The following is a 20,543-nucleotide window of genomic DNA, read 5'->3' as shown; positions in this document are numbered from 1 at the left end:
AAACCATACCAAACCCATATCAAATCCATATTGGGCCAAGGACATGTTAATGCAGGTTCCAAAAACAATTGTGCCGCCGCCGAACCCCCCGGAAACGGCGACGGCACGTCCGGCCCCGAAGGGGCGGACTGCACGCGATTGCTACTGACCGACGACCTTGAATTCGATGCGCCGGTTGCGCGCCTTGTTCTCCGGCGTGTCGTTCGCAACAACCGGAGAGCCTTCGCCATAGCCGCGAACCTCCAGCCGTTCAGCCTGAATTCCTTTTCCTGTCAGATAGTTGGCCACGGACCGCGCCCGAGCCTCCGAAAGCCGCTGGTTGAGGGCACTGGAACCGTCAGAGTCCGTATGGCCCCCAACTTCGATCATCATCTGCGGGCAGCGCGAGACGACGTCGTACAGCGTATCGAGCAGTGCGACACTGGCATCGTTGAGCTGGGCACCGCCCGGAACGAAGTAGATGTTCCCCGCCCGTGACAGGATCTCGAACCGGCCCACACATTCCTCCGCCCCGAATTCTCCCTGTGTTTCCAACGCGAAAGACCCACTGTCACCCTCGGCTACAACTGGATCGCTCGTCACCGCGCTCGCGACAGCGGCACCTTCGGTACCATTCCGGGCGAAGACGAAATCGAAAGTGATAGTGCTGGACGGCACGATCTGAACATTCGCCGCTTCCTGCAGTTTCGTGATTCCGGGCATCAGATTGAAGTCCGCCACGTTCAGCGCCAGTGGTGTGGTGGTCGCAACAGAGACCAGGTTGGGCCCGAGCAGCGTGATGGTGACATCCGCCGTCAGATCCTTGCTGACACCATGAAGGTCCATCACGAAGGGCAGAGAGATGTTCTTGCGACGAACTGTCTGCAGGTCGGCAAGATCAGACTCCCGCAATTGCGCCGTGATGGTAGCCGTAGGATACTGAAATGTCTCAAAAAACAGAAAGCGCATACGCACATTTCGCAGATCGACCTTGGTATCGACGGAGTCGAGCTGAACCTCCACCTGCGCCGTTCCGGACTGGTCGATCGTTCCGGTATAGGTCGCGAACGTACTGGCCTCGACCACCGAATTGTTCTTGATCGATTGAAAGGTGAGCGTGGATTGCGAGCGGTCTAGGACCCAGCCATCGCCGAACGGCCCATCCTGAGCTTTGGCGCCACCGGTTGCCAGCATCAGCGTGGCGGCGAAAATGGATAGCAAACTTAACCAAGAATTACGCATTTGTGGTATCATCTCTTTCATTCCACCGATTTCGCCAGACTTTCATAAGCCATACAGCCCTTTTGTTTCAATTGCGACAGATTAGGAGACTCCGCTTCCCTAGTTTCCGTCCTGACGCCTTTAACGGCAAATTATCTGCAACAAAGGCGCAAAACTGTGACGAGCGTCATTTCTAGCGCAAAAGTATCTTGTAATAGGATGTTTCATCGAGTGATCTTTAAGTGAATTTTGGGGAATTCGTTTGTCATGACTGCCGCCTGCGTACTGATTGCGGACATTTCCGGCAGCACGCCGCTCTATGAAAAACTGGGCAACACGGCCGCACTCGCGGAAATCAACCGCTGCCTCGAGAGCTTGAAAGAGGTGATAAGCCAGACAGGAGGCGAGTTCGTAAGTTCCAAGGGTGATGATGTCCTTGCCCTGTTTGACGGCCCGAACAACGCCCTCACGGCCTCCATTGAGATGTTAAGGCGCCACGCCGAGGATGTGCTTTCGATCCATGCGGGTATCTACTGGGGCGAAATGGTACATTCCAACGAAAATGTCTACGGCAAGCCGGTTTATACAGCCGCTCGCCTCGCATCCTTGGCCAAACCCGGTGAAGTATTGCTGGGAGACCAATGTTTTCAGATGCTTAGTCCGGAAAACAAGGCAATGCTCACCCCGATCGGTACTCTTCACCTGAAGGGTAAGCCGAAGCCGACCGAAGTACACTCCTACGTTCAGGTGGGATCGGCTTTCGTCCACACAGTCACGATGCATCCCCGCGCCATGCGCATCGAACGCGACAGTTACGCTCTCCTGTCGTGCGGCGACCGGAAGTGGCGCATCTCGGAGGGCGAGATATTCACCATAGGTCGGGCAGAAGACTGCACGTTCTCACTGCCAGAGGCCTGGGTATCGCGCCAGCATGCCCGCCTGACCGTGACGCGTGGTCTGGTCGAACTGGTCGACCACAGTTCCACGGGCAGTTTCGTCATCAATGGCGACCAGTCGGAAATCGAGATCTGCCGCCAGTCGATAGCGCTGACCGGCGCGGGCAGCATCTCACTCGGCGTTCCCCACTCTGAACCGGCGGCCATGCCGATCAGTTTCGAAATCGCGGAAATCCGGGCCAGGCCCCCGGCCTGACAGTAATACGACAAGTGTGATTTTCGTCGCCTTCCCTGCAGAACTAGCCGAAATTGAGGTAAGAATGAGGTTGTACTCTTAACCGACTCGGCCTTTTGTGCACTTGGTAGGAAAGAGCCACTACTGATAGCCGCGGCAAAGCGCCGTGAATTTGCCACGATTGTCGTGTGAAAACGCAAATAGTAACGTGAGTCACATCTTGATTGCATGATTTGTGTAATTTGCAATTAGAGGACTCATAGGAAAAGGAGTTTCCGGACTATGCTGAGAATGATTGTCTTGGGCCTGGCGATGTGCAGCTGGGCGACCGTCGTCTCCGCAGAGAAGCGGATCGCTTTGGTGATCGGCAACGGAGACTATGAAACCATCGCTTCGCTGAAGAACCCGGTCGCTGATGCGGAACTAATTGCCAGTACACTCGAACAGCTGGATTTCGAGGTGACTCTGGCCAGCAACAGCAACCTGCAGGAGCTTCGCAAGACAATCGCGGATTTCGGCAGGGAACTCCGGTCTGCCGGTCGTGATGCCACCGGGTTGTTCTATTATGCTGGCCACGGCGTCCAGTCCTTCGGAACCAACTATATCCTGCCAGTGGACACGGAACTCACCGACGCTGCGGATCTGGATTTGGTGGCGCTTGAAGCGGGGTCGGTACTTCGGCAGATGTTTTCCGCCAAGAACAAGACCAATATCTTCATTCTGGATGCCTGCCGCGACAATCCGTTCGAATCCATTCCGGAGTTCAGCGATACGGGTCTCGCGGAAATGAAGGCACCAACAGGCACTTATATGGCCTTTGCCACGGCGCCGGGCGCGGTGGCAATGGATGGCCGAAGCGGCGGCAACAGTGCCTTTTCGGCAGCGCTCGCGAAGGCGCTGTCGGTTGAGAACTCACCCATCGAGCAGGTATTTAAGACGGTACGTGTCGACGTTCTGGCACAGACACGCGGTGCTCAGACACCATGGTCGACATCGTCTCTGACGGACGAATTCATCTTCGCGAAGAGTGACGAGCCGGCACCGTCGAGCGATCCGGAACTACAGGCTTGGGAAGCCGTCCGCCAATCGCGGGATGCGCTTCAGATCACCCTTTTCATGCGCAGCAATCCCAACAGTGCCTTCTTTGATGAGGCGCGCAGCCTGCTGGCAGAAGTGATCGCCGAAGAACTTGCACCTACCGACGTGGCAAGCACTCGTACGGCCGCCCCCATTGCCAGTGAGGAAGATCTCATCGAAGCCGCCCGGGTCAGCGGGTCACTATCCGACTACGAGGCCTATTTGCAGGCTTACCCAAATGGCACCTATGCCGAACTCGCGCAGTACGAAGTTTCGGTCCTGAGGGAAAAGGCAGCCGAGAACGGAGAAACATTGCCATCACCGGTGCCTGCGGCAACTGTGGCGACTGCACCTTCAGAAACGGCACCGGTCACCCTGACAAGCCCGGTCGCCGCCGGCCCGGAACAGCTGGTCGGCATGACAATTCCCGAAATTATCCTTAGCCGCCCGCTATTTCCACCGATCGAGGATCTTCCAGAGGAGTTCTGGGCCGAGAAGACCTGCAGCGATTGTCACCAGTGGAATCCGGAACGACTGTGCACGCAGGCGCAAGTCTACCTCGGCACCAACCAGGAGCGCTCGCTCAGCAAACAACACCCGTTCGGAGGCGCTTTCAAGAAACACCTTCAACTCTGGGCCAGTAACGATTGCCGCTGAATCGCGCATGGTCGCAAGTATCTGGCGAATATGTTTTTTCTTTTCGGGTCGTCAGTTTCACTTCCGTTACATTCTTCGTCCGGGGGCTTGATTAGGGTGCAGTTGTAGAGAAACTGACCAAGCGCAGCGACGTTGCGCCAAAGAGACCAGGGACGGACCATGAGCCTGCTAGATCTTCTCCAACCGCATTCGGAAGAGCACCCAAGCGGCGAGAATCTCGAGTACGAAACCGCATTTACAGACCTGCAACTGGCGGCCGCGCCCCGAGAAGAGCAGCAGATAGGCGACAGGGTTCTTGCTGCCGAAGAGCCGGACTACATGGATGTCGCCGCCAAGGCAAAAGTGGTTCTGGAGCAGAGCCACGACCTCCGCGCCGCCATTCATCTGGCCCGCGCAAATCTCCACCTCAACGGACTACCCGGTTTTGCCGAAGCAACGGCATATCTACGCGGTTGCCTTGAGAATTTCTGGGACACATGCCATCCGCAACTCGACGAGGATGATGGCGACGCGACCATGCGAATTAATGCTGTTCTCTCGCTGACCGACTCGGCCGGAATAATGCGTGGCCTGCAAAGGGCACCACTCACAGAAAGTCGGGCGTTTGGACGATTCTCATTGCGCGAGATACTGATTGCCGAAGGTGAAATCGAATTGCCTTCAGATGCGGAACCCGCGCCTGATACCAACGCAATTTCCGCGGCATTTCAGGACACGGACCCAGACGTGCTGACAAGCTTCTATGCTGCTGCTCACGCGGCGCTTGCAGACATTGCTGCGGTTGATGCGGTTTTCGCCGAAAAGACTCCTGGGTACGGCCCGGAACTTGAGCCGGTTCTCAAAATGCTTCGCAAGATTGAAAGCCGGCTTGGCGCCGCATCCGGAACGTCGTTGGAGGAAATCGAGGAGGCACAGGTGGAAGTTTCGGATGAGGGTGCGGCACCTGCGGCTACCCGCCAGTCCGCCCCCGGTACTGTCAATTCACGATCGGACGTCACCGCCGCGTTGGAAAGGATCATGGCTTACTACGAACGGCATGAGCCCTCCAGCCCACTTCCCGTCCTGCTTGCCCGCGCCAAACGGCTCGTAAACGCGGACTTCCTGACAATCATGAAGGATATGGCGCCGGAAGGCGTTTCCAACGTCAATCTTATCGGCGGCATAGAGGAAAGCGAATAACTCTCCGCCTCCTACCAACAGACCAACAAGGAGTTTCAGATGGCCGACAGTTCACAGAAGTTCATCGCTCGCAACCGAGCGCCGCGCGTTCAAATTGAGTATGACGTGGAGCTTTATGGCGCCGAAAAGAAGGTGCAATTGCCTTTCGTGATGGGGGTCATGTCCAATCTTGCAGGCAAGTCGGAAGTTCCGCAGCCAGTCGTAGCTGACCGGAAATTTCTGGAGATCGACGTCGACAACTTCGATGATCGCATGAAATCCATGAAACCCCGCGCATCCTTCTCCGTCCCCAACACGCTGACGGGTGAGGGAAACATGGCCGTCGACATTACCTTCGAGAGCATGGACGATTTCTCGCCCGCCGCGATCGCCCGCAACGTCGAACCGCTACGCAAGTTGCTGGAAGCCCGTAGCCAGCTTTCCAACCTCGCCACCTACATGGACGGAAAGACAGGCGCGGAAGAACTGATTGTCAAGGTGATGCAGGACCCCGAACTGATGAAGGCCCTTTCGTCCGCACCGAAACCCGAGGGCGACGATACAGCAGAGGACGCAGAGTAATATGGCTGAACAGGAAACCCAGGTCGAAGGCGCAGCCGGCGAAGCAATCGAGGCATCGGACTTTGCTGATCTGCTCCAAAAGGAATTTCGCCCGAAATCCGATCACGCCAAGGCGGCTGTGGAGGACGCCGTCCGCACTTTGGCTGAACAGGCCCTAGCCAACACGGCTCTGATCGGAGAAGACGCTCTCCATACAATTGAGGGGCTGGTGGCGGCGATTGACCAGAAGCTATCGGACCAGATCAACGAGATCATGCATCACCCGGAATTCCAGCAACTGGAAAGCGCCTGGCGTGGGCTGCATTATCTGGTGAACAATACCGAAACCGACGAAATGCTGAAGATCCGTGTCCTCAATATATCGAAAAAGGACCTGTCCAAGACGCTCAAGAAGTTCAAGGGCACAGCATGGGATCAATCCCCGATCTTCAAGAAGCTCTATGAAGAGGAATATGGGCAGTTTGGTGGCGAACCCTACGGATGCCTCGTCGGTGACTATCATTTCGATCACAGCCCACCTGATGTGGAACTGCTTGGCGAGATGTCGAAGGTGGCCGCGGCAGCGCATGCGCCCTTCATCACCGGAGCCGAGCCTTCGCTCTTCCAGATGGACAGCTGGGCCGAACTGGCCAACCCACGCGATCTCACCAAGATCTTTCAAACGCCGGAATACGCATCCTGGCGGAGCCTGCGCGAAAGCGAGGACAGCCGCTACCTCGGCCTCGCCATGCCGCGCTTCCTCGGCCGTCTGCCCTACGGCGCCAAGACGGAGCCGGTGGAGGAATTTGCCTTCGAGGAAGATACGGAGGGTGCCGACAGCGCCAAGTACAATTGGGTGAACGCCGCGTATGGCATGGCACTCAACATCAACCGTTCCTTCAAGGAGTACGGATGGTGTTCTCGTATCCGGGGGATCGAATCCGGTGGGGCGCTTGAAGGCTTGCCTTCACACACTTTCCCCACGGATGATGGCGGCGTCGACCAGAAGTGTCCGACGGAAATCGCGATATCTGACCGGAGAGAGGCGGAACTGGCCAAAAGCGGTCTGATGCCGCTGATTCACCGGAAGAACTCCGATGTTGCCGCCTTCATCGGTGCACAGTCATTGCACCAACCGGCTGAATACGACGACCCGGACGCAACCGCCAACGCAAATCTTGCGGCCCGCCTGCCGTACCTTTTTGCGACAACGCGATTTGCCCATTACCTGAAGTGCATCGTGCGGGACAAGGTCGGCTCCTACAAGAGCCGCGATGACATGCAAGCTTGGCTACAGAAGTGGATCGAAAACTACGTCGATTTCAACGCTGACGTTTCCAGCGAAGCCTACAAAGCCAGCCATCCGCTGGCAGCGGCAGAGGTGGTGGTCGAAGAAGTTGAAGGCAACCCCGGATACTACTCGTCCAAGTTTTTCCTTCGCCCGCACTACCAACTGGAAGGCCTTTCTGTCTCTTTGCGCCTCGTCTCCAAACTTCCTTCTGAAAAATAAGGAAAAGTGTTCTGCGCGGGACGATTGCCGCGGAGAACCTGCGCTAGAAAGTCTTCATAGCGTTCAACGTAACACACAGGAGATATTCCAATGGCTGTAGACATGTTCCTCGAACTCGATGGCATCAAGGGTGAGGCTCAGGACAAGACGCACAAGGATCACATCGACATCCTTGCCTGGTCCTTCGGCGTCAGCAATTCCGGCACCACCCACATGGGCAGTGGCGGCGGCGCTGGTCGCGCAAACTTCGGCGACATTTCCGTCACCAAGTATGTCGACAAGTCCTCGCCGAAACTGATGGAAACCAGCATCCTCGGTTCGCACATCAAAAAGGGCAAACTCTATGTCCGCAAGGCTGGCGGCAAGCAACTGGAGTACATTGTCTACCACCTCAACGACATCATCGTGACTTCCGTTTCCACGGGCGGCTCCGGTGGTGAGGACCGACTGACCGAGAACATAGCCCTGAACTTCAGCCAGATGAAGTTTGAATATGTGCCGCAAAAGCCTGATGGCACGGGCGACACGCCTGTTACGGTGATCTACGATATCGCCGCACAGGAATCCAAGTTCGACGGATAAACTCCAATAAACTCCCGCGCCGCCGTTCATCTGGTGGCGCGGGAGATTTGCGTTTTGAGGGAAGGTACGGCTCACATGTCAGCGGAAGAACTGCTCAGAAACGGAGACCTTTCCGGCGCACTCGCGGAACTGCAGAATACGGTTAGATCTGACCCATCAGCCGCGAAACACCGCATTTTCCTCAGCCAATTGCTCTGTGTCCTTGGAGACTGGCAGCGGGCGGTCGCTCAGCTCAAGGTTTCCGCGGAACTAGATGCCCTGGCAATTCCCATGGCTCAAACATATCGGGAAGGGATTATCTGTGAGGTCTATCGTGAAAAGGTGTTCGCGGGTGAGAAAGAGCCGCTGATTTTCGGTGAGCCGCAGGAATGGGTCGCACTTCTGATCGAGGCTCTGAAGACTTTGGCAGCCGGAAAGACAGAAACTGTAGCAGAACTTCGCGATAAAGCTTTTGAAGCAGCACCGATCGTTTCGGGTACCCTCAACGGGCAGCCTTTCGAGTGGCTCGCCGATGCCGACACCCGCCTAGGGCCGCTGTTCGAGATGGTCATAAACGGCCGATATTTTTGGGTGCCAATGGACCAGCTGACAAAGATCACGCTCACAGAGCCGGAAGATCTGCGCGACAGCGTCTGGATGCCAGCCAATGTGACTTTGGCAAACTCAAGCGACATTGTTGCCCTGATACCAACTCGTTACGCAGGCACCGCGACCACCGGGTCAGATGCGGCCAAACTGTCCCGCAGCACGGAATGGCAGGATTTGGGTGGAGAAACGTTTGTCGGTATCGGCCAGCGGATGATGGCTACCGAGGCAGGTGATTTTCCATTGATGGACATCCGCGAGATCACTTTTGATGGGCCCGCTTCCAATGGCTGACCAGACAATCCTGGACCGTCTTCAGCCATCGCTTCTCGATCGGCTGACCGACGAGGCGCCAGAGGAGATGCGGGAGAACCGCGATTCGCGTGTGATTAACATACGAAAGCTACGGGAGATCCTCCGCCGCGATCTGGCATGGCTCCTGAATACGTCGAATGCCGAGTTTTTCATAGATGAGGAGTTGTTTCCCCACGCCGCAAACTCAGTGCTGAACTACGGGATCTCCAAGGTGGCCGGCGAGTTTTCCGGAGTGGAGAAGGCTGCCGCGATCCGCAAGGCGATCCACGAAGCGATTCTTCGGTTTGAACCCCGCATCCTGCCCAACTCACTGCATGTGACCCTAAGAACGGAGGAGACGAAGACGGCGTCTGTCGTCAGTTACGACATACGGGCGGACATGTGGGCCGAACCGTTACCGTTGGAAGTCTATCTGCGAAGCGAGGTGGACGTCGCCACCGGTGAGTTAAGACTGGACGGGAGGGGCTGAAGCATTATGGATACGCGCCTTCTGAAGCACTACGAGAGCGAACTCGCCTTCCTGCGGGAAATGGGTGAAGAATTCGCGCAATCCTACCCAAAAATAGCGTCCCGGCTTGGGATGGATGAACTGGAAGTGCTAGATCCGTATGTCGAGCGCCTTCTGGAAGGCGTCTCCTTTCTGTCTGCCCGCGTTCAGTTGGAGATCGAACAGCAGTTTCCCGAATTCACCCGAAACTTGCTTGAGATCGTCTATCCGCACTATCTCGCGCCGACACCGTCAATGATGATTGCTTCTTTCACGCCGGATTACGTAGGCGGTGGGCTTGCCGAAGGGTACCTGCTTCCACGTGAAACCGTACTCCGTTCAGTGATCGGAGAAGGACAGCAGACAGCCTGTCAATTTCGTACTTCGCACGATCTGACTCTTTGGCCTTTAGAGGTGGTGGAAGCGGAGTATATCGATGGGCGCGGCGAACTCGTTGCCTCCGGCGTGGCTGGCAACCGTCCGGCACGTGCGGCCATCCGGCTGCGTCTGCGCCGGTTGGACGAAGGCAAGATTTCGGAACTGCCGCTCGACAAACTCTCGATCTATCTCGGTGAAAAAGGGGCCAGCGGCTGGCAACTGCATGAATTGCTGATGTCCGCACACACTGGTCTGGTTGCCCGCTCAACGGACAGACGGGATGACTGGGTGGACCACCTGACGAATTCATCCTTGCAGCCCAAAGGCTTTGAGCCGGAGGAGTCGCTGTTACCGAACCCGCGCCAGAGTCTGGACGGATATCGATTGTTGCAAGAATACTTCGCGATGCCGGAAAGATTTCATTTCGTTGAACTGGCAGGTCTGGCCTCGGGCATCAGCCGCGCAGAGGGAGCAGAGGTGGACATTTACATCCTGCTGCGAGACGGCATGGACGGCATCGCTCCTATGGTGACACCTGATGCGTTCGATCTGCACGCAGTGCCTGCCGTGAACCTGTTCGAGAAGCGGTGTGACAGGGTTCCGGTGACAGCACGACAGACCGAACATCAGGTGGTGGTCGATAGGACCGCCACGCTCGACTATGAGGTTTACGACATCCAATCTGTGCGTGGCATCAGCAACGATGGAGACGAAGATGTCGATTTTCATCCGTTTTATTCCAGCACCGACGTGACGGCGGCGGGCAACTTTCAGCGGGCCTATTTTGCCCAAAACCGCCGGATGCGCCAACGTACGGAACGGGAAAGGTTGTCCGGTGCGCGCACGACCTACCTGGGCTCCGAGGTATTTCTTTCACTCGTTGACAGAAACCAGGCTCCCTACAGTCCCAACCTAAGCCAACTTGCGGTCAAGGTCCGTTGTACGAACCGCGATCTGCCATTGCTGCTGGCTACCGGGGCGGACAACCTGTTCCAGCTGGCAGATGGCGGCCCCGTTACAAAGGTCGCAACTCCCGTCAGCCCGACGCGTCCGCGGCCGACACTTGCGCTGGCAGATACAGCTTGGCGGCTGATCAGCCATCTAAGCCTGAACTACCTTTCCCTTGTGGAAGAAGACGGTGGCGTCGAGGCCCTGCGTGAGTTGATCGCAATCTATGCACCACCTGGCGACCGGATAGTGGACAAGCAACTTGAGGGTCTCGTCTCCGTCTCCACCCGCCCGATCGTACGGCGGATGTACGACGAAGTTCTGTCCACTGCTGTTCGTGGTCTGGAAATTACACTGACCTTCGATGAGGACAATTACGAAGGCTCCAGCACATATCTGATGGCAGCGGTGCTGGAACGTTTCTTCCGTAAGTATGCCACGTTGAACAGTTTTACTGAAACGGTTCTCAGGACACAGCAGAGAGGGGAAATCGCGCGATGGCGACCGGAAACGGGCCTCGGCCAAATGATCTGAAGCAGATGGAAGCGCTTCAGGCCAGGCCGGAGCGTTTCCATCTCTTCCACGCCCTGCGGATTCTTGATGCATCTTCCCGCGGCAAGCCGCGCATGGGGGAAACCCGCAGGCCAAAGGATGACCCGGTGCGCCTGGGGCAGGAGGCAGAACTTGCGTTCCCACCATCCACCCTCGCGTCAATCCTGAAGGCGACGGGGAAGCGGCCGCCACTGGTGATCAATCGGTTCTTTGGCCTGTTCGGACCACACGGACCGCTGCCGCTTCACATGACCGAATATGCGAGAAATCGTCAGCGGCATGAGGGTGACCGCACCCTGATTGCCTTCGGTGACATGCTCATTCACCGATTGATGACCCTCTTTTTCCGTGCATGGACGTCCGGTCAGCCTGCCCCCTCGCATGACCGAGAGGGTTCGGATGATTTCTCATCCCATGTTGCCGCTCTGGCTGGTTTGCACGGCAAGGCAATGGCTGACCGCGATGCGATGCCCGATTCTGTGAAGTTGCATTTCGCCGCCACCATGGGCCGGCAGACCAAGAGCGCTGAAGGTCTGGCGCACATGCTCTCCGCATTCTTCGAGGCGCCAGTGCGCGTTCAGCAGTTCATCGGAAGCTGGCTGGAACTGGAGCCGGAGGATTGCTGGAGAATTGGCGTGCCCACCGGCCTTGGCCGGGGCAGTCTGATAGGCAACCGCGTGTGGTCACGCGCGTCCAAATTTCGCATCGTCATTGGACCAATGGCGCTGGCGGACTATCAGCGCCTTCTGCCGGGAGGCGAATCCCTGAAACGCCTGAGAGCGGTGGTCCGCAACCACGTCGGTGACAGGCTGGACTGGGACCTGAACCTAGTTCTCGGTGCCGAAGAAGTGCCCAAGCCGGTTTTGGGTAAAAATGTCAGGCTCGGCCATGTTGGCTGGATCGGCTCCGGCCCCCACGCTCGTGATGCCGACGACCTTTTGCTTCATCCAAATTCCTCCTGAAATCCACATGCGCAAGCGCACCCAGACAGAAGAAGTGTAGACCCATGAGTGAAATCAGCCGCGTCGCCCTTTTTGGAAAACTGAACTCCCTTGGCTACAAGGCGGTCGAAAGCGCCACCGTCTTCTGCAAGCTGCGGGGCAATCCCTACGTGGAGGTCGTTCACTGGCTCTACCAGATACTTCAGGGGCAGGACAGTGACCTGCACAGGATCATCGCGCACTACGATTTGGATCATGGTAGGGTGGCGGCGGACATGACGCGTGCACTTGATGCCCTGCCACGTGGAGCCAGCGCAATCTCCGATCTTTCCAGCCACCTTGAAGACGCAATGGAGCGTGGATGGGTTTACGGTTCATTGCTCTACAGCTCCAATCAGGTGCGGACAGGGCATCTCCTTTTGGGGATGTTGAAGACGCCCGGACTACGGAACGTGCTTTTTGGCGTTTCGGAGCAATTCAGACATATCAAGACTGACGATCTGGCAGAAGACTTTGCAGCAGCCACAAACGGTTCGCCTGAAGAAGGTCTGCGACCGCAGGGTGGCTCCAACACTGGCGGCGGTGTGGCGCCGGGCACCCACTCACAGGCAATGGCGCCTGCACAGATGGGTAAGGAAGAGGCGCTGCAGCAATTCTGTACGGACCTGACGCAAGATGCGCGCGACGGAAAAATAGACCCGATCGTTGGACGCGACGAGGAAATCCGACAGATCGTGGATGTGCTGATGCGGCGCCGACAGAACAACCCGATTCTGACAGGAGAGGCAGGTGTAGGCAAAACTGCCGTCGTCGAAGGCTTCGCGCTGCGGATCGCGCGCGGCGATGTGCCGCCGGCGCTGAAAGAGGCCCGTCTTCTGGCTCTTGATGTCGGGCTACTGCAGGCCGGCGCTTCGATGAAGGGCGAGTTCGAAAATCGCCTGCGCGGCGTGATCGACGAGGTACAGGCTAGCCCGGTGCCGATAATCATGTTCGTGGATGAAACGCATACTCTGGTCGGGGCGGGCGGCGCGGCCGGTACCGGAGATGCGGCGAACCTTCTGAAACCGGCCCTCGCCCGGGGCACATTGCGGACGATTGGCGCCACGACCTGGGCCGAGTACAAGAAACACATAGAGAAAGACCCGGCTCTCACCCGTCGGTTTCAGGTTGTTCAGGTTGAGGAACCGGAAATTTCCAAAGCCGTATTGATGATGCGTGGCATCGCATCAATGCTTGAGAAGCATCATCGGGTGCAGGTTTTGGACGAAGGATTGGAGGCAGCCGTCATGCTCTCGGCCCGATACATTCCCGCGCGCCAGTTGCCGGACAAGTCCGTAAGTGTTCTGGACACAGCCTGTGCCCGCGTTGCCGTAAGCCAGCACGCCGTTCCTGCGGAAGTGGACGACAGTCGAAACCGCATTGCCACCTTGGAGACGGAATTGGAGATCATCGGGCGTGATGAAACCGCTGGATACAATACTGCTGAACGCCGGGCAGTTGCTGAAGAGGCGAAAGCCCGTGAGGAGGAGCGCCTGAAAGGCTTGACGGAACGCTGGGATGCCGAGAAGGCCGTTGTCAGTGACATCATCGACCTTCGCGCGAAACTGCGAGAGGGTGGAGCAGCGGTGGATGCGCCTGCGGAAACCGCAGAGGTTGCGTCAAGTCCGCTGACTGTCGAACAGCGTGAAGAACTGATGACAGAGCTTCGGCGGAGAAATGACGATCTTACGGGGTTGCAGGGTGAAAACCCGCTTATTCTGCCCATCGTCGATGCTCAGGCCGTGGCCACAGTCGTGGGTGACTGGACGGGTATTCCTGTCGGGCGGATGGTCCGCGATGAAATTCAGACGGTTTTGTCGCTTGACGAACATCTTTCCCGGCGGGTTATCGGGCAGGATCATGCCATGAAAATGATCGCCAAACGCATTCAGACCAGCCGGGCGGGATTAGACAATCCCAACAAGCCCATCGGTGTCTTCCTCCTCGCCGGAACTTCCGGTGTCGGCAAGACGGAGACCGCGTTGGCGCTGGCCGAGTCCCTATACGGCGGAGAGCAGAACGTCATCACGATCAACATGTCGGAATATCAGGAAGCGCACAGCGTTTCTTCCCTGAAGGGCGCACCCCCGGGCTACGTAGGATACGGCGAAGGCGGCGTGCTGACGGAAGCTGTGCGACGCAAACCCTACTCTGTGGTACTTCTGGACGAGGTCGAAAAGGCGCATCCGGATGTCCACGAAATTTTCTTTCAGGTCTTCGACAAGGGCGTGATGGAAGACGGGGAAGGCAGGGTCATCGATTTCAAGAACACGCTGATCCTGCTTACGTCGAACGCAGGGTCGGATCTGATAATGGATCTCTGCGCCGATCCGGAGCTGATGCCAGAGCCCGATGGTATTGCCAAGGCCCTTCGCGAGCCACTGCTGAAGATCTTTCCGGCGGCACTTCTCGGGCGTTTGGTGACGATACCCTACTACCCGCTCAGTCCTTCAATGATTGCCGAAATTACCAAGCTTCAGCTTGGCCGCATCCAGAAACGCGTATCAGAAACGCACAACGTACCGTTCTCCTACTCCGATGCGGTAGTGGAGGAAATCGTGGGACGTTGTCAGGAGCTGGAAAGCGGTGGCAGGATGATAGATGCCATCGTCACAAATACGATGCTGCCGGAAATTTCGGCGGAATTCCTCAAGCGGATGATGGAAGGCGGTGAGATCGATCAGGTGGCGATAGACGTGACCGGTGGCGAATTCACTTACAGTTTTAACGCGTAACTACGCCGCAAACCTGCGGCCAGAAGGTGTGAAATGGCAATTGTAGATCAGGACTATGCGCTCTCCGTGCAGCTCTCAGGCAAAAACCTGAGTGAAGATCTTCTGTTTCTCACCGCTTCCGTGGAGGAGCAATTTAGCAAACTGCCGGACTTCTCAGTAGAATTTCTTGCGCCCAGTGGCAGCGTGAACCCCGCCGACTTGCTCGAAGCGGGGTTTGATCTCCAGGTAACTGCCGGCCCGGACGGCACTGACAGGCGACATTTCAGTGGTATCTGCATCGCCGCCGCCGAAATCGGCGAGGTCTGGGTGCCCGTCGAACGGAGAAAATACACCCAGTTTCAAGTGGATCTCCAACCGCTTGTTTGGCGACTGACACAGGACTTTGACTGCCGGATCTTTCAAGAAATGTCTGCGACCGACATCATCATGGAAGTTGTCCGCGATGCCGGGTTGGAGAGCTCTGTCAAATTGAATTTGAAAAACAGCTACGAAGCGCGGACCTATTGCGTCCAGTACAGGGAAAGCAGCTTCGATTTCATCAGCCGGCTGATGGAGATGGAAGGCATCTACTATTATTTTGACCATTCTAGTGGCGAAGCAGTGATGACCCTCTGTGACGAGGTGTCCTGCCATCAGGACATCCCTGGTCATGCGCAGATCGAAATCCACGAACAAAATTCTGGCAATGCACTTCTGGACCAACACATCCTGAACTGGTCAAGCCGAAAACGTTCGGTTTCACTGGCGGTAACGTTGACGGACTACGATTTCGAGAAATCGACGACGGACCTCGTGGCCAAGAAGCTTCCACCGACGCCCAAAGACGGCGGCGCGAAAAAGAAGGTTCCCGCGATAGAGCGGTATGACTACCCCGGTATCCACAGGACTGCAGACTTGGGCTCCAGTCGTGCCCTTGCCCGCCAACAAAGTTGGGCAGCGCGGCAGGAGGTTCGCAACGGGGTTTCCAATGTGCGCATGATGGCCGTTGGACAGCGTTTTCAACCGGAAGATGGCGCAGACAAAGGAAAAATGTTCACCATTACACACGCGCAATTCCGGTTAGAGGGTGTTGCCCGGCATGAGTTGGAAGAAATGGCCGAAGAGCCTGGCAAGAGCAGCTTCGAATGCCAGTTCCGTGCAATCCCTTACGAAACCCGATTTGCCCAGCCATCAACTACAGAGAAACCCAGCATTTCCGGCCTTCAGACCGCAGTAGTGGTCGGCAAGAACGGAGAGGAAATTCACACCGATAGTTTCGGGCGGATCAAGGTACAGTTCCATTGGGATCGCGACGGGCAAAAGGATGAAAGATCGTCCTGCTGGGTACGCACCGTCATGCCATGGAGTGGAAAGAAATGGGGCATGATGTGGTTGCCCCGCATGGGACAGGAAGTGGTAATCCAGTTCGAGGAGGGTGATCCGGACAGACCGATATGCACGGGCATGCTGTACAACGACAAGTTCATGCCGCCCTATGCGTTACCGGAAAACAAGACGCAGAGCGGCCTGAAAACCAACTCTTCCCAAGGTGGAAACGGCTTTCATGAGCTTGTATTCGAAGACAAGAAAGACTCCGAATTCGTTCGTTTCCAGTCGGAGCGGGACTACACCCAGATCATCAAGAATAATGCCGATATCACCATCGGTATGGAGCATCAGGACGCAGGCGATCTGACACAGACGATCTATCGTCATAAGACCGAGAGCCTGGAAACCGGCAACCACACATTCACAGTGAAGGATGGCAACCAGACCCTCGCTGTCAAAAAGGACAAAGACGAGACGGTCGAGGGCAAGAGCGATCTTACAGTCACGAAGGACATGTCCTCGACAATAAAACAGGGCAACTACAGTGTTGATGTGAAGGCAGGCAAGATCGATATCACTGCAGCACAATCCATAACTTTGACGGTGGGCGGGAGTTCGATCAAGATTGATCCTTCAGGTGTGAAGATCTCGGCACCCACCGTCGCTGTCGAGGGCAAGATAAGTGCTGATGTGAAGGCGCCGATGACAACCGTCAATGCAAACGGTATTCTGACCCTTAAAGGGTCGCTTACAATGATAAACTGAGTGACACATGACCGGACGTTTTGAGGGACTGACGAAAATATCGGGTCAGCCGGCCGCGCGGATTCTTGCTATGGCCAACGTCAAGTTGGACACGAAGCTTGATGCACCCGCAAACGCCCCTGTTGCCACCGTCTTGGATGAGTTGCAGGAAAAACAGGCACATCTCGACATGCTGCGGTTGCTTGCCGTCTCTCTGCCGGTAAGAGAGCGGATCTGGTGGGCCTGTCTGGCGGGCCGCGATATTGTCGAGGCGAGCGGACCATCTCCGACGCTTGAAGCGGCTGAGACTTGGGTTTTCAAGCCGAGCGACTCGACGCGGCAGGAAGCGATGACTGCTCTGGACATCGCCGAACTGGATGATGACGCGCAACTTTGCGCCACCGCCGTAGCCTATTCTGATGATACGCTCGGTCCAGGAGAACTCTCCAAGTACCCTGCCCCGCCAGGCGCCTCTCAAATGGCGGCGTTCGGTGTGAACATGAAGGCCCTCGCGTTGCATGGCGACGAAATGGAAATGTTTGCAGACAGGCTTATCGACAGAGCGGTGGATATCGCCCGGGGTGGCAATGGTCTGCCAAACGATTTCGAAGCGAAGGGGGAGGAATGATGGGATTTCCTCAAGCCCGCCTGACCGACATTCATATCTGCCCTGCAACTCAGGGTGCACCGACACCGATCTCCGGTCCGGGCGCTCCGACGGTTCTCGTCTGCGGCTTGCCCGCAGCACGTGTAACTGACATGGTGCCGGGTGTGATCCCTCCGGCGCCCCACCCCATTGCCAAGGGTTCGATGACGGTTCTCATCTCGAACCTGCCGGCTGCCAGACTGACCGACCTCTGTTCGCTGGGGGGAGCCGTAACGCTGGGGGCTCCGACGGTGCTGACGGGAGGATAAGGGACAAAATGTCCGTGACGGTCCGATTTCAGACAACGGGTACAGTGCCCGGCACCGGCGCACCTGTAACAATGACAGGCGGCGCCCTTACGATTGGGCGCGGGCCGGAGAACGACATGGTTCTACCGGACCCCGAACGGTTGATCTCCAAGCGACATTGCGCTCTGGAGGATCACGGCGGCTCGATCCTCGTTGTAGATCTTTCCACCAACGGAACGTTTCTGAACTACGCAAAGTCTCCAGTCGGAGCGTCTCCCAAACCACTGAAATCCGGAGACATCCTCGTCCTTGGAACCTATGAGCTGGTAGTGGAGATTACTGAGGATGAGCCGGCGGCACCGATGACACCGACACCTGTCCGCCCTCAACGGAACGCCCCTCATAGCCTCCCGGACGACGATGATGACTTTCTCGACGATATTCTCGGCAGGGGATCGTCTCCCAAGGGACCAGGGCATGTTCCTGCGAACGATCCTCTGGATGAATTGCTGCCTCCGGCAGCTGAAAATAAACAAGAAGAGGATGCACCGCAGTTTTCAGGGCAGCATGGCGACGGTGTGGACGACAGTTTCAGGCCGTCCAATGCGATCATACCGGACGACTGGGAAGATGATTTTCAGAGCACCGCTTCCCAGCAGGAGCGTCAAGTGCCACTCCCCGAAAAGGGGCAAGTGCGTACACAGCCCCTGCCTGCCGCGACCCAGATGCCTCCGCATGTGCGCCCGGTTTCCGGCGACACAGATCCGCTGACGGCGTTCTTCGCAATGCTTGGGACGGACTTGGCAAAGATTCCTGAGCAGGAGCTGCCGGCCACAATGGCTCGGCTTGGCCAGATCATGCGCCTCAGCATAATCGGGATGCGTGAAATCCTGATGACGCGCAGTTCGATCAAAAGTGAGTTCCGAATGGAACAGACGCAAATCACCTCGGGCCACAACAATCCGTTGAAGTTTTCAGTCAGTCCGGAGCAGGCCATAGACGCGATCGTGCAGCCAACTCAGCGAGGATACCTTCCGCCCCAAGAGGCCGTAGAGGAAGCGTTGAACGACATCAAAGCGCACGAAATCGCAATGATCACAGGGATGGAGGCGGCGCTGAACAATCTGCTTTCGCGCCTTGATCCAGCGGCGGTGGTCAAAAAAATGGAGGAAACGGGCGGGAGCGGTGGCCTTCTGAAGAACAAGAAGGCCAACTATTGGGAGAAATACGAGCAGATGTATGGTGAACTCTCGGATCAAGCCGAGAACGATTTTCAGGAGCTCTTCAGCAAAGAGTTCGCGCGAGCATATCAGGATCAGTTGGACCGTTTGAAATGAGAACAAGCGCGCAATCGGAATTCGATCCCAGTGGTTGTTCAGTCGTAAATGAGGGAGCGGTCCATGTCCTGGGATAGCAAGGTCTTGTGGACAGAGGGGCTTTTGATGGAGCCCCATCATTTCCAGCAGTCGGATCGCTATACAGAGGCACTGGTGGCTGGCCTGTCCCGATCCATTGCACCTTATTCGTGGGGCGTTGCTGAAATCGAATTGGATGAGGATGCGCTGAAGCTGGGCAAATTCGCTATCCATGCCTGCACAGGCCTGACGCAGGATGGAGCGGTTTTCCGCGTTCCACAGACGGAGGATCATCCGGTGGCGCTGGAAGTGCCCGCCAACTCCAAGGATTGCGTTGTTTTCATTACCATTCCGGAGCGCCGTCGTGGGGCGGCGGAAGTCGATCTTTCAGGCGCAACGGCGTCTGCTGCCCGTTTTGTTCCGTCGGAATTGGAAATTACGGACACCATGAGCCGGGACCGAAAGGCATCAATTGTGGCTGTCGGCAAGCTCCGACTGGCGTTTGGCCTGGCAACGGATGATCTTGCCGACATGCTCAGAATCCCCGTCGCCCGGATAATTGAAGTTGGTCCGAACGGAGAAGTTATACTCGACAAGGGGTTCATACCGTCGTGTCTTGATTGCCGTGCCGCGCCTCCGCTGGCAACGTTCCTCACCGAACTAGAGGGTATGTTGCGACACCGTGCCAACGCTTTGTCTGCGCGCATGGCAGATGCGGGGTCGGCAAAGGGTGCATCTAACGTATCTGATTTCATGCTATTGCAAACGGTGAACCGAAATTTGCCCGTTATCCGTCATTTTCTGACAGTCCAGCCACTGCACCCGGAACGGCTATTTCAGCAATTCGTGGCACTTGCCGGCGAACTGTCTTCCTTCATGGCGTCAGAAAGACAAGTGCCGGAGTTTCCAGGCTATCGGCACGATGATCTGGCCGCTTCGTTTGCGCCCGTGATGCGGATCTTGCGACAGTACCTCTCAGCGGTACTGGAGCAAAATGCCGTTTCAATCCCGCTCGAACCCAGAAAATACGGCATCAGTGTCGGTGTCATCGGTGATCGCAAGTTGATTGATGGTGCGAATTTTGTTCTCGCTGTAAAGGCCGATGTTCCGGCGGAAGACCTTCGCCGAAACTTCGCTGGCCATTCCAAGATCGGATCGGTCGAGGAAATACGGCAGATGGTCAACTCTGCTCTGCCGGGTATTGCTATCCGGCCGCTACCGGTCGCTCCGCGTCAAATTCCGTACCACACTGGTGTCGTATACTGTGAACTAGACCGCTCCAGTCCTCACTGGGCAAAAATGACGACCTCGGGAGGGATCGCCGTGCATGTTTCGGGAGAGTACCCCGGTCTTTCCATGGAACTCTGGGCTATTCAGGAAGGCTGA

The 20,543-nt window shown here is 56.7% G+C and carries 17 protein-coding genes; 16 read left to right on the top strand and 1 reads right to left on the bottom strand.

Annotation, left to right across the window (positions count from 1 at the left end; genetic code table 11):
* Positions 1-141: 141 nt before the first annotated feature.
* Complete coding sequence (locus GO499_RS15935; protein ID WP_284154779.1) at positions 142-1,221, bottom strand: OmpA family protein; 1,080 nt, start codon at positions 1,219-1,221, stop codon at positions 142-144.
* 246 nt (positions 1,222-1,467) lie between these two features.
* On the opposite strand from GO499_RS15935, the gene GO499_RS15930 reads away from it, so the two are divergent.
* From GO499_RS15930 to tssK, 16 genes are all read left to right on the top strand, one after another.
* Entirely contained in the window at positions 1,468-2,352 is an 885-nt protein-coding gene (locus tag GO499_RS15930) for an adenylate/guanylate cyclase domain-containing protein (protein ID WP_161863103.1), read from the top strand.
* 261 nt (positions 2,353-2,613) lie between these two features.
* Positions 2,614-4,065 carry a caspase family protein gene (locus GO499_RS15925; RefSeq protein ID WP_161863102.1) on the top strand — a complete coding sequence of 484 codons (1,452 nt, stop codon included), beginning with the start codon at positions 2,614-2,616 and terminating at the stop codon, positions 4,063-4,065.
* Between the two features lie 159 nt (positions 4,066-4,224).
* Positions 4,225-5,244 carry a type VI secretion system protein TssA gene (tssA, locus tag GO499_RS15920; protein WP_161863101.1) on the top strand — a complete coding sequence of 340 codons (1,020 nt, stop codon included), beginning with the start codon at positions 4,225-4,227 and terminating at the stop codon, positions 5,242-5,244.
* Between the two features lie 39 nt (positions 5,245-5,283).
* Complete coding sequence (gene tssB / locus GO499_RS15915) at positions 5,284-5,805, top strand: type VI secretion system contractile sheath small subunit (RefSeq protein WP_161863100.1); 522 nt, start codon at positions 5,284-5,286, stop codon at positions 5,803-5,805.
* Between the two features lies 1 nt (position 5,806).
* Positions 5,807-7,294, top strand: a complete 1,488-nt coding sequence (tssC, locus tag GO499_RS15910; protein WP_161863099.1) for a type VI secretion system contractile sheath large subunit — start codon at positions 5,807-5,809, stop codon at positions 7,292-7,294.
* A gap of 90 nt (positions 7,295-7,384) precedes the next feature.
* Positions 7,385-7,876, top strand: coding sequence for an Hcp family type VI secretion system effector (locus GO499_RS15905; RefSeq protein ID WP_161863098.1), 492 nt, complete (start codon positions 7,385-7,387; stop codon positions 7,874-7,876).
* Between the two features lie 75 nt (positions 7,877-7,951).
* Complete coding sequence (locus GO499_RS15900; protein ID WP_161863097.1) at positions 7,952-8,755, top strand: type VI secretion system accessory protein TagJ; 804 nt, start codon at positions 7,952-7,954, stop codon at positions 8,753-8,755.
* The gene (tssE, locus tag GO499_RS15895) at positions 8,748-9,245 is read left to right on the top strand and encodes a type VI secretion system baseplate subunit TssE (protein WP_161863096.1); all 498 of its coding nucleotides are present in this window, start codon (positions 8,748-8,750) and stop codon (positions 9,243-9,245) included. The genes GO499_RS15900 and tssE overlap by 8 nt, the downstream gene beginning before the upstream one ends.
* A 6-nt stretch (positions 9,246-9,251) precedes the next feature.
* On the top strand, positions 9,252-11,123 hold the full coding sequence (gene tssF, locus GO499_RS15890; RefSeq protein WP_161863095.1) for a type VI secretion system baseplate subunit TssF: 1,872 nt from the start codon (positions 9,252-9,254) through the stop codon (positions 11,121-11,123).
* Complete coding sequence (gene tssG / locus GO499_RS15885; RefSeq protein WP_161863094.1) at positions 11,087-12,103, top strand: type VI secretion system baseplate subunit TssG; 1,017 nt, start codon at positions 11,087-11,089, stop codon at positions 12,101-12,103. The genes tssF and tssG overlap by 37 nt, the downstream gene beginning before the upstream one ends.
* A gap of 44 nt (positions 12,104-12,147) precedes the next feature.
* Positions 12,148-14,856 (top strand): type VI secretion system ATPase TssH, encoded by a 2,709-nt coding sequence (tssH, locus tag GO499_RS15880; RefSeq protein ID WP_161863093.1) that lies wholly within the window; start codon positions 12,148-12,150, stop codon positions 14,854-14,856.
* Positions 14,857-14,889: 33 nt separating this feature from the next.
* On the top strand, positions 14,890-16,929 hold the full coding sequence (locus GO499_RS15875; protein ID WP_161863092.1) for a type VI secretion system Vgr family protein: 2,040 nt from the start codon (positions 14,890-14,892) through the stop codon (positions 16,927-16,929).
* Between the two features lie 7 nt (positions 16,930-16,936).
* Positions 16,937-17,536: a DUF6931 family protein gene (locus GO499_RS15870; RefSeq protein ID WP_161863091.1), complete on the top strand. Its 600-nt coding sequence runs from the start codon at positions 16,937-16,939 to the stop codon at positions 17,534-17,536.
* Entirely contained in the window at positions 17,536-17,823 is a 288-nt protein-coding gene (locus GO499_RS15865; RefSeq protein WP_161863090.1) for a PAAR domain-containing protein, read from the top strand. Before GO499_RS15870 ends, GO499_RS15865 begins: the two co-directional genes overlap by 1 nt.
* An 8-nt stretch (positions 17,824-17,831) precedes the next feature.
* The gene (tagH, locus tag GO499_RS15860) at positions 17,832-19,139 is read left to right on the top strand and encodes a type VI secretion system-associated FHA domain protein TagH (RefSeq protein WP_161863089.1); all 1,308 of its coding nucleotides are present in this window, start codon (positions 17,832-17,834) and stop codon (positions 19,137-19,139) included.
* A gap of 63 nt (positions 19,140-19,202) precedes the next feature.
* Complete coding sequence (gene tssK, locus GO499_RS15855) at positions 19,203-20,543, top strand: type VI secretion system baseplate subunit TssK (protein WP_161863088.1); 1,341 nt, start codon at positions 19,203-19,205, stop codon at positions 20,541-20,543.

This window comes from Algicella marina (genome assembly GCF_009931615.1).
GTDB lineage: Bacteria > Pseudomonadota > Alphaproteobacteria > Rhodobacterales > Rhodobacteraceae > Algicella > Algicella marina.
The sequence above is the reverse complement of the archived record's forward strand: the minus strand, read 5'-3'. Positions and strand labels throughout refer to the sequence as shown.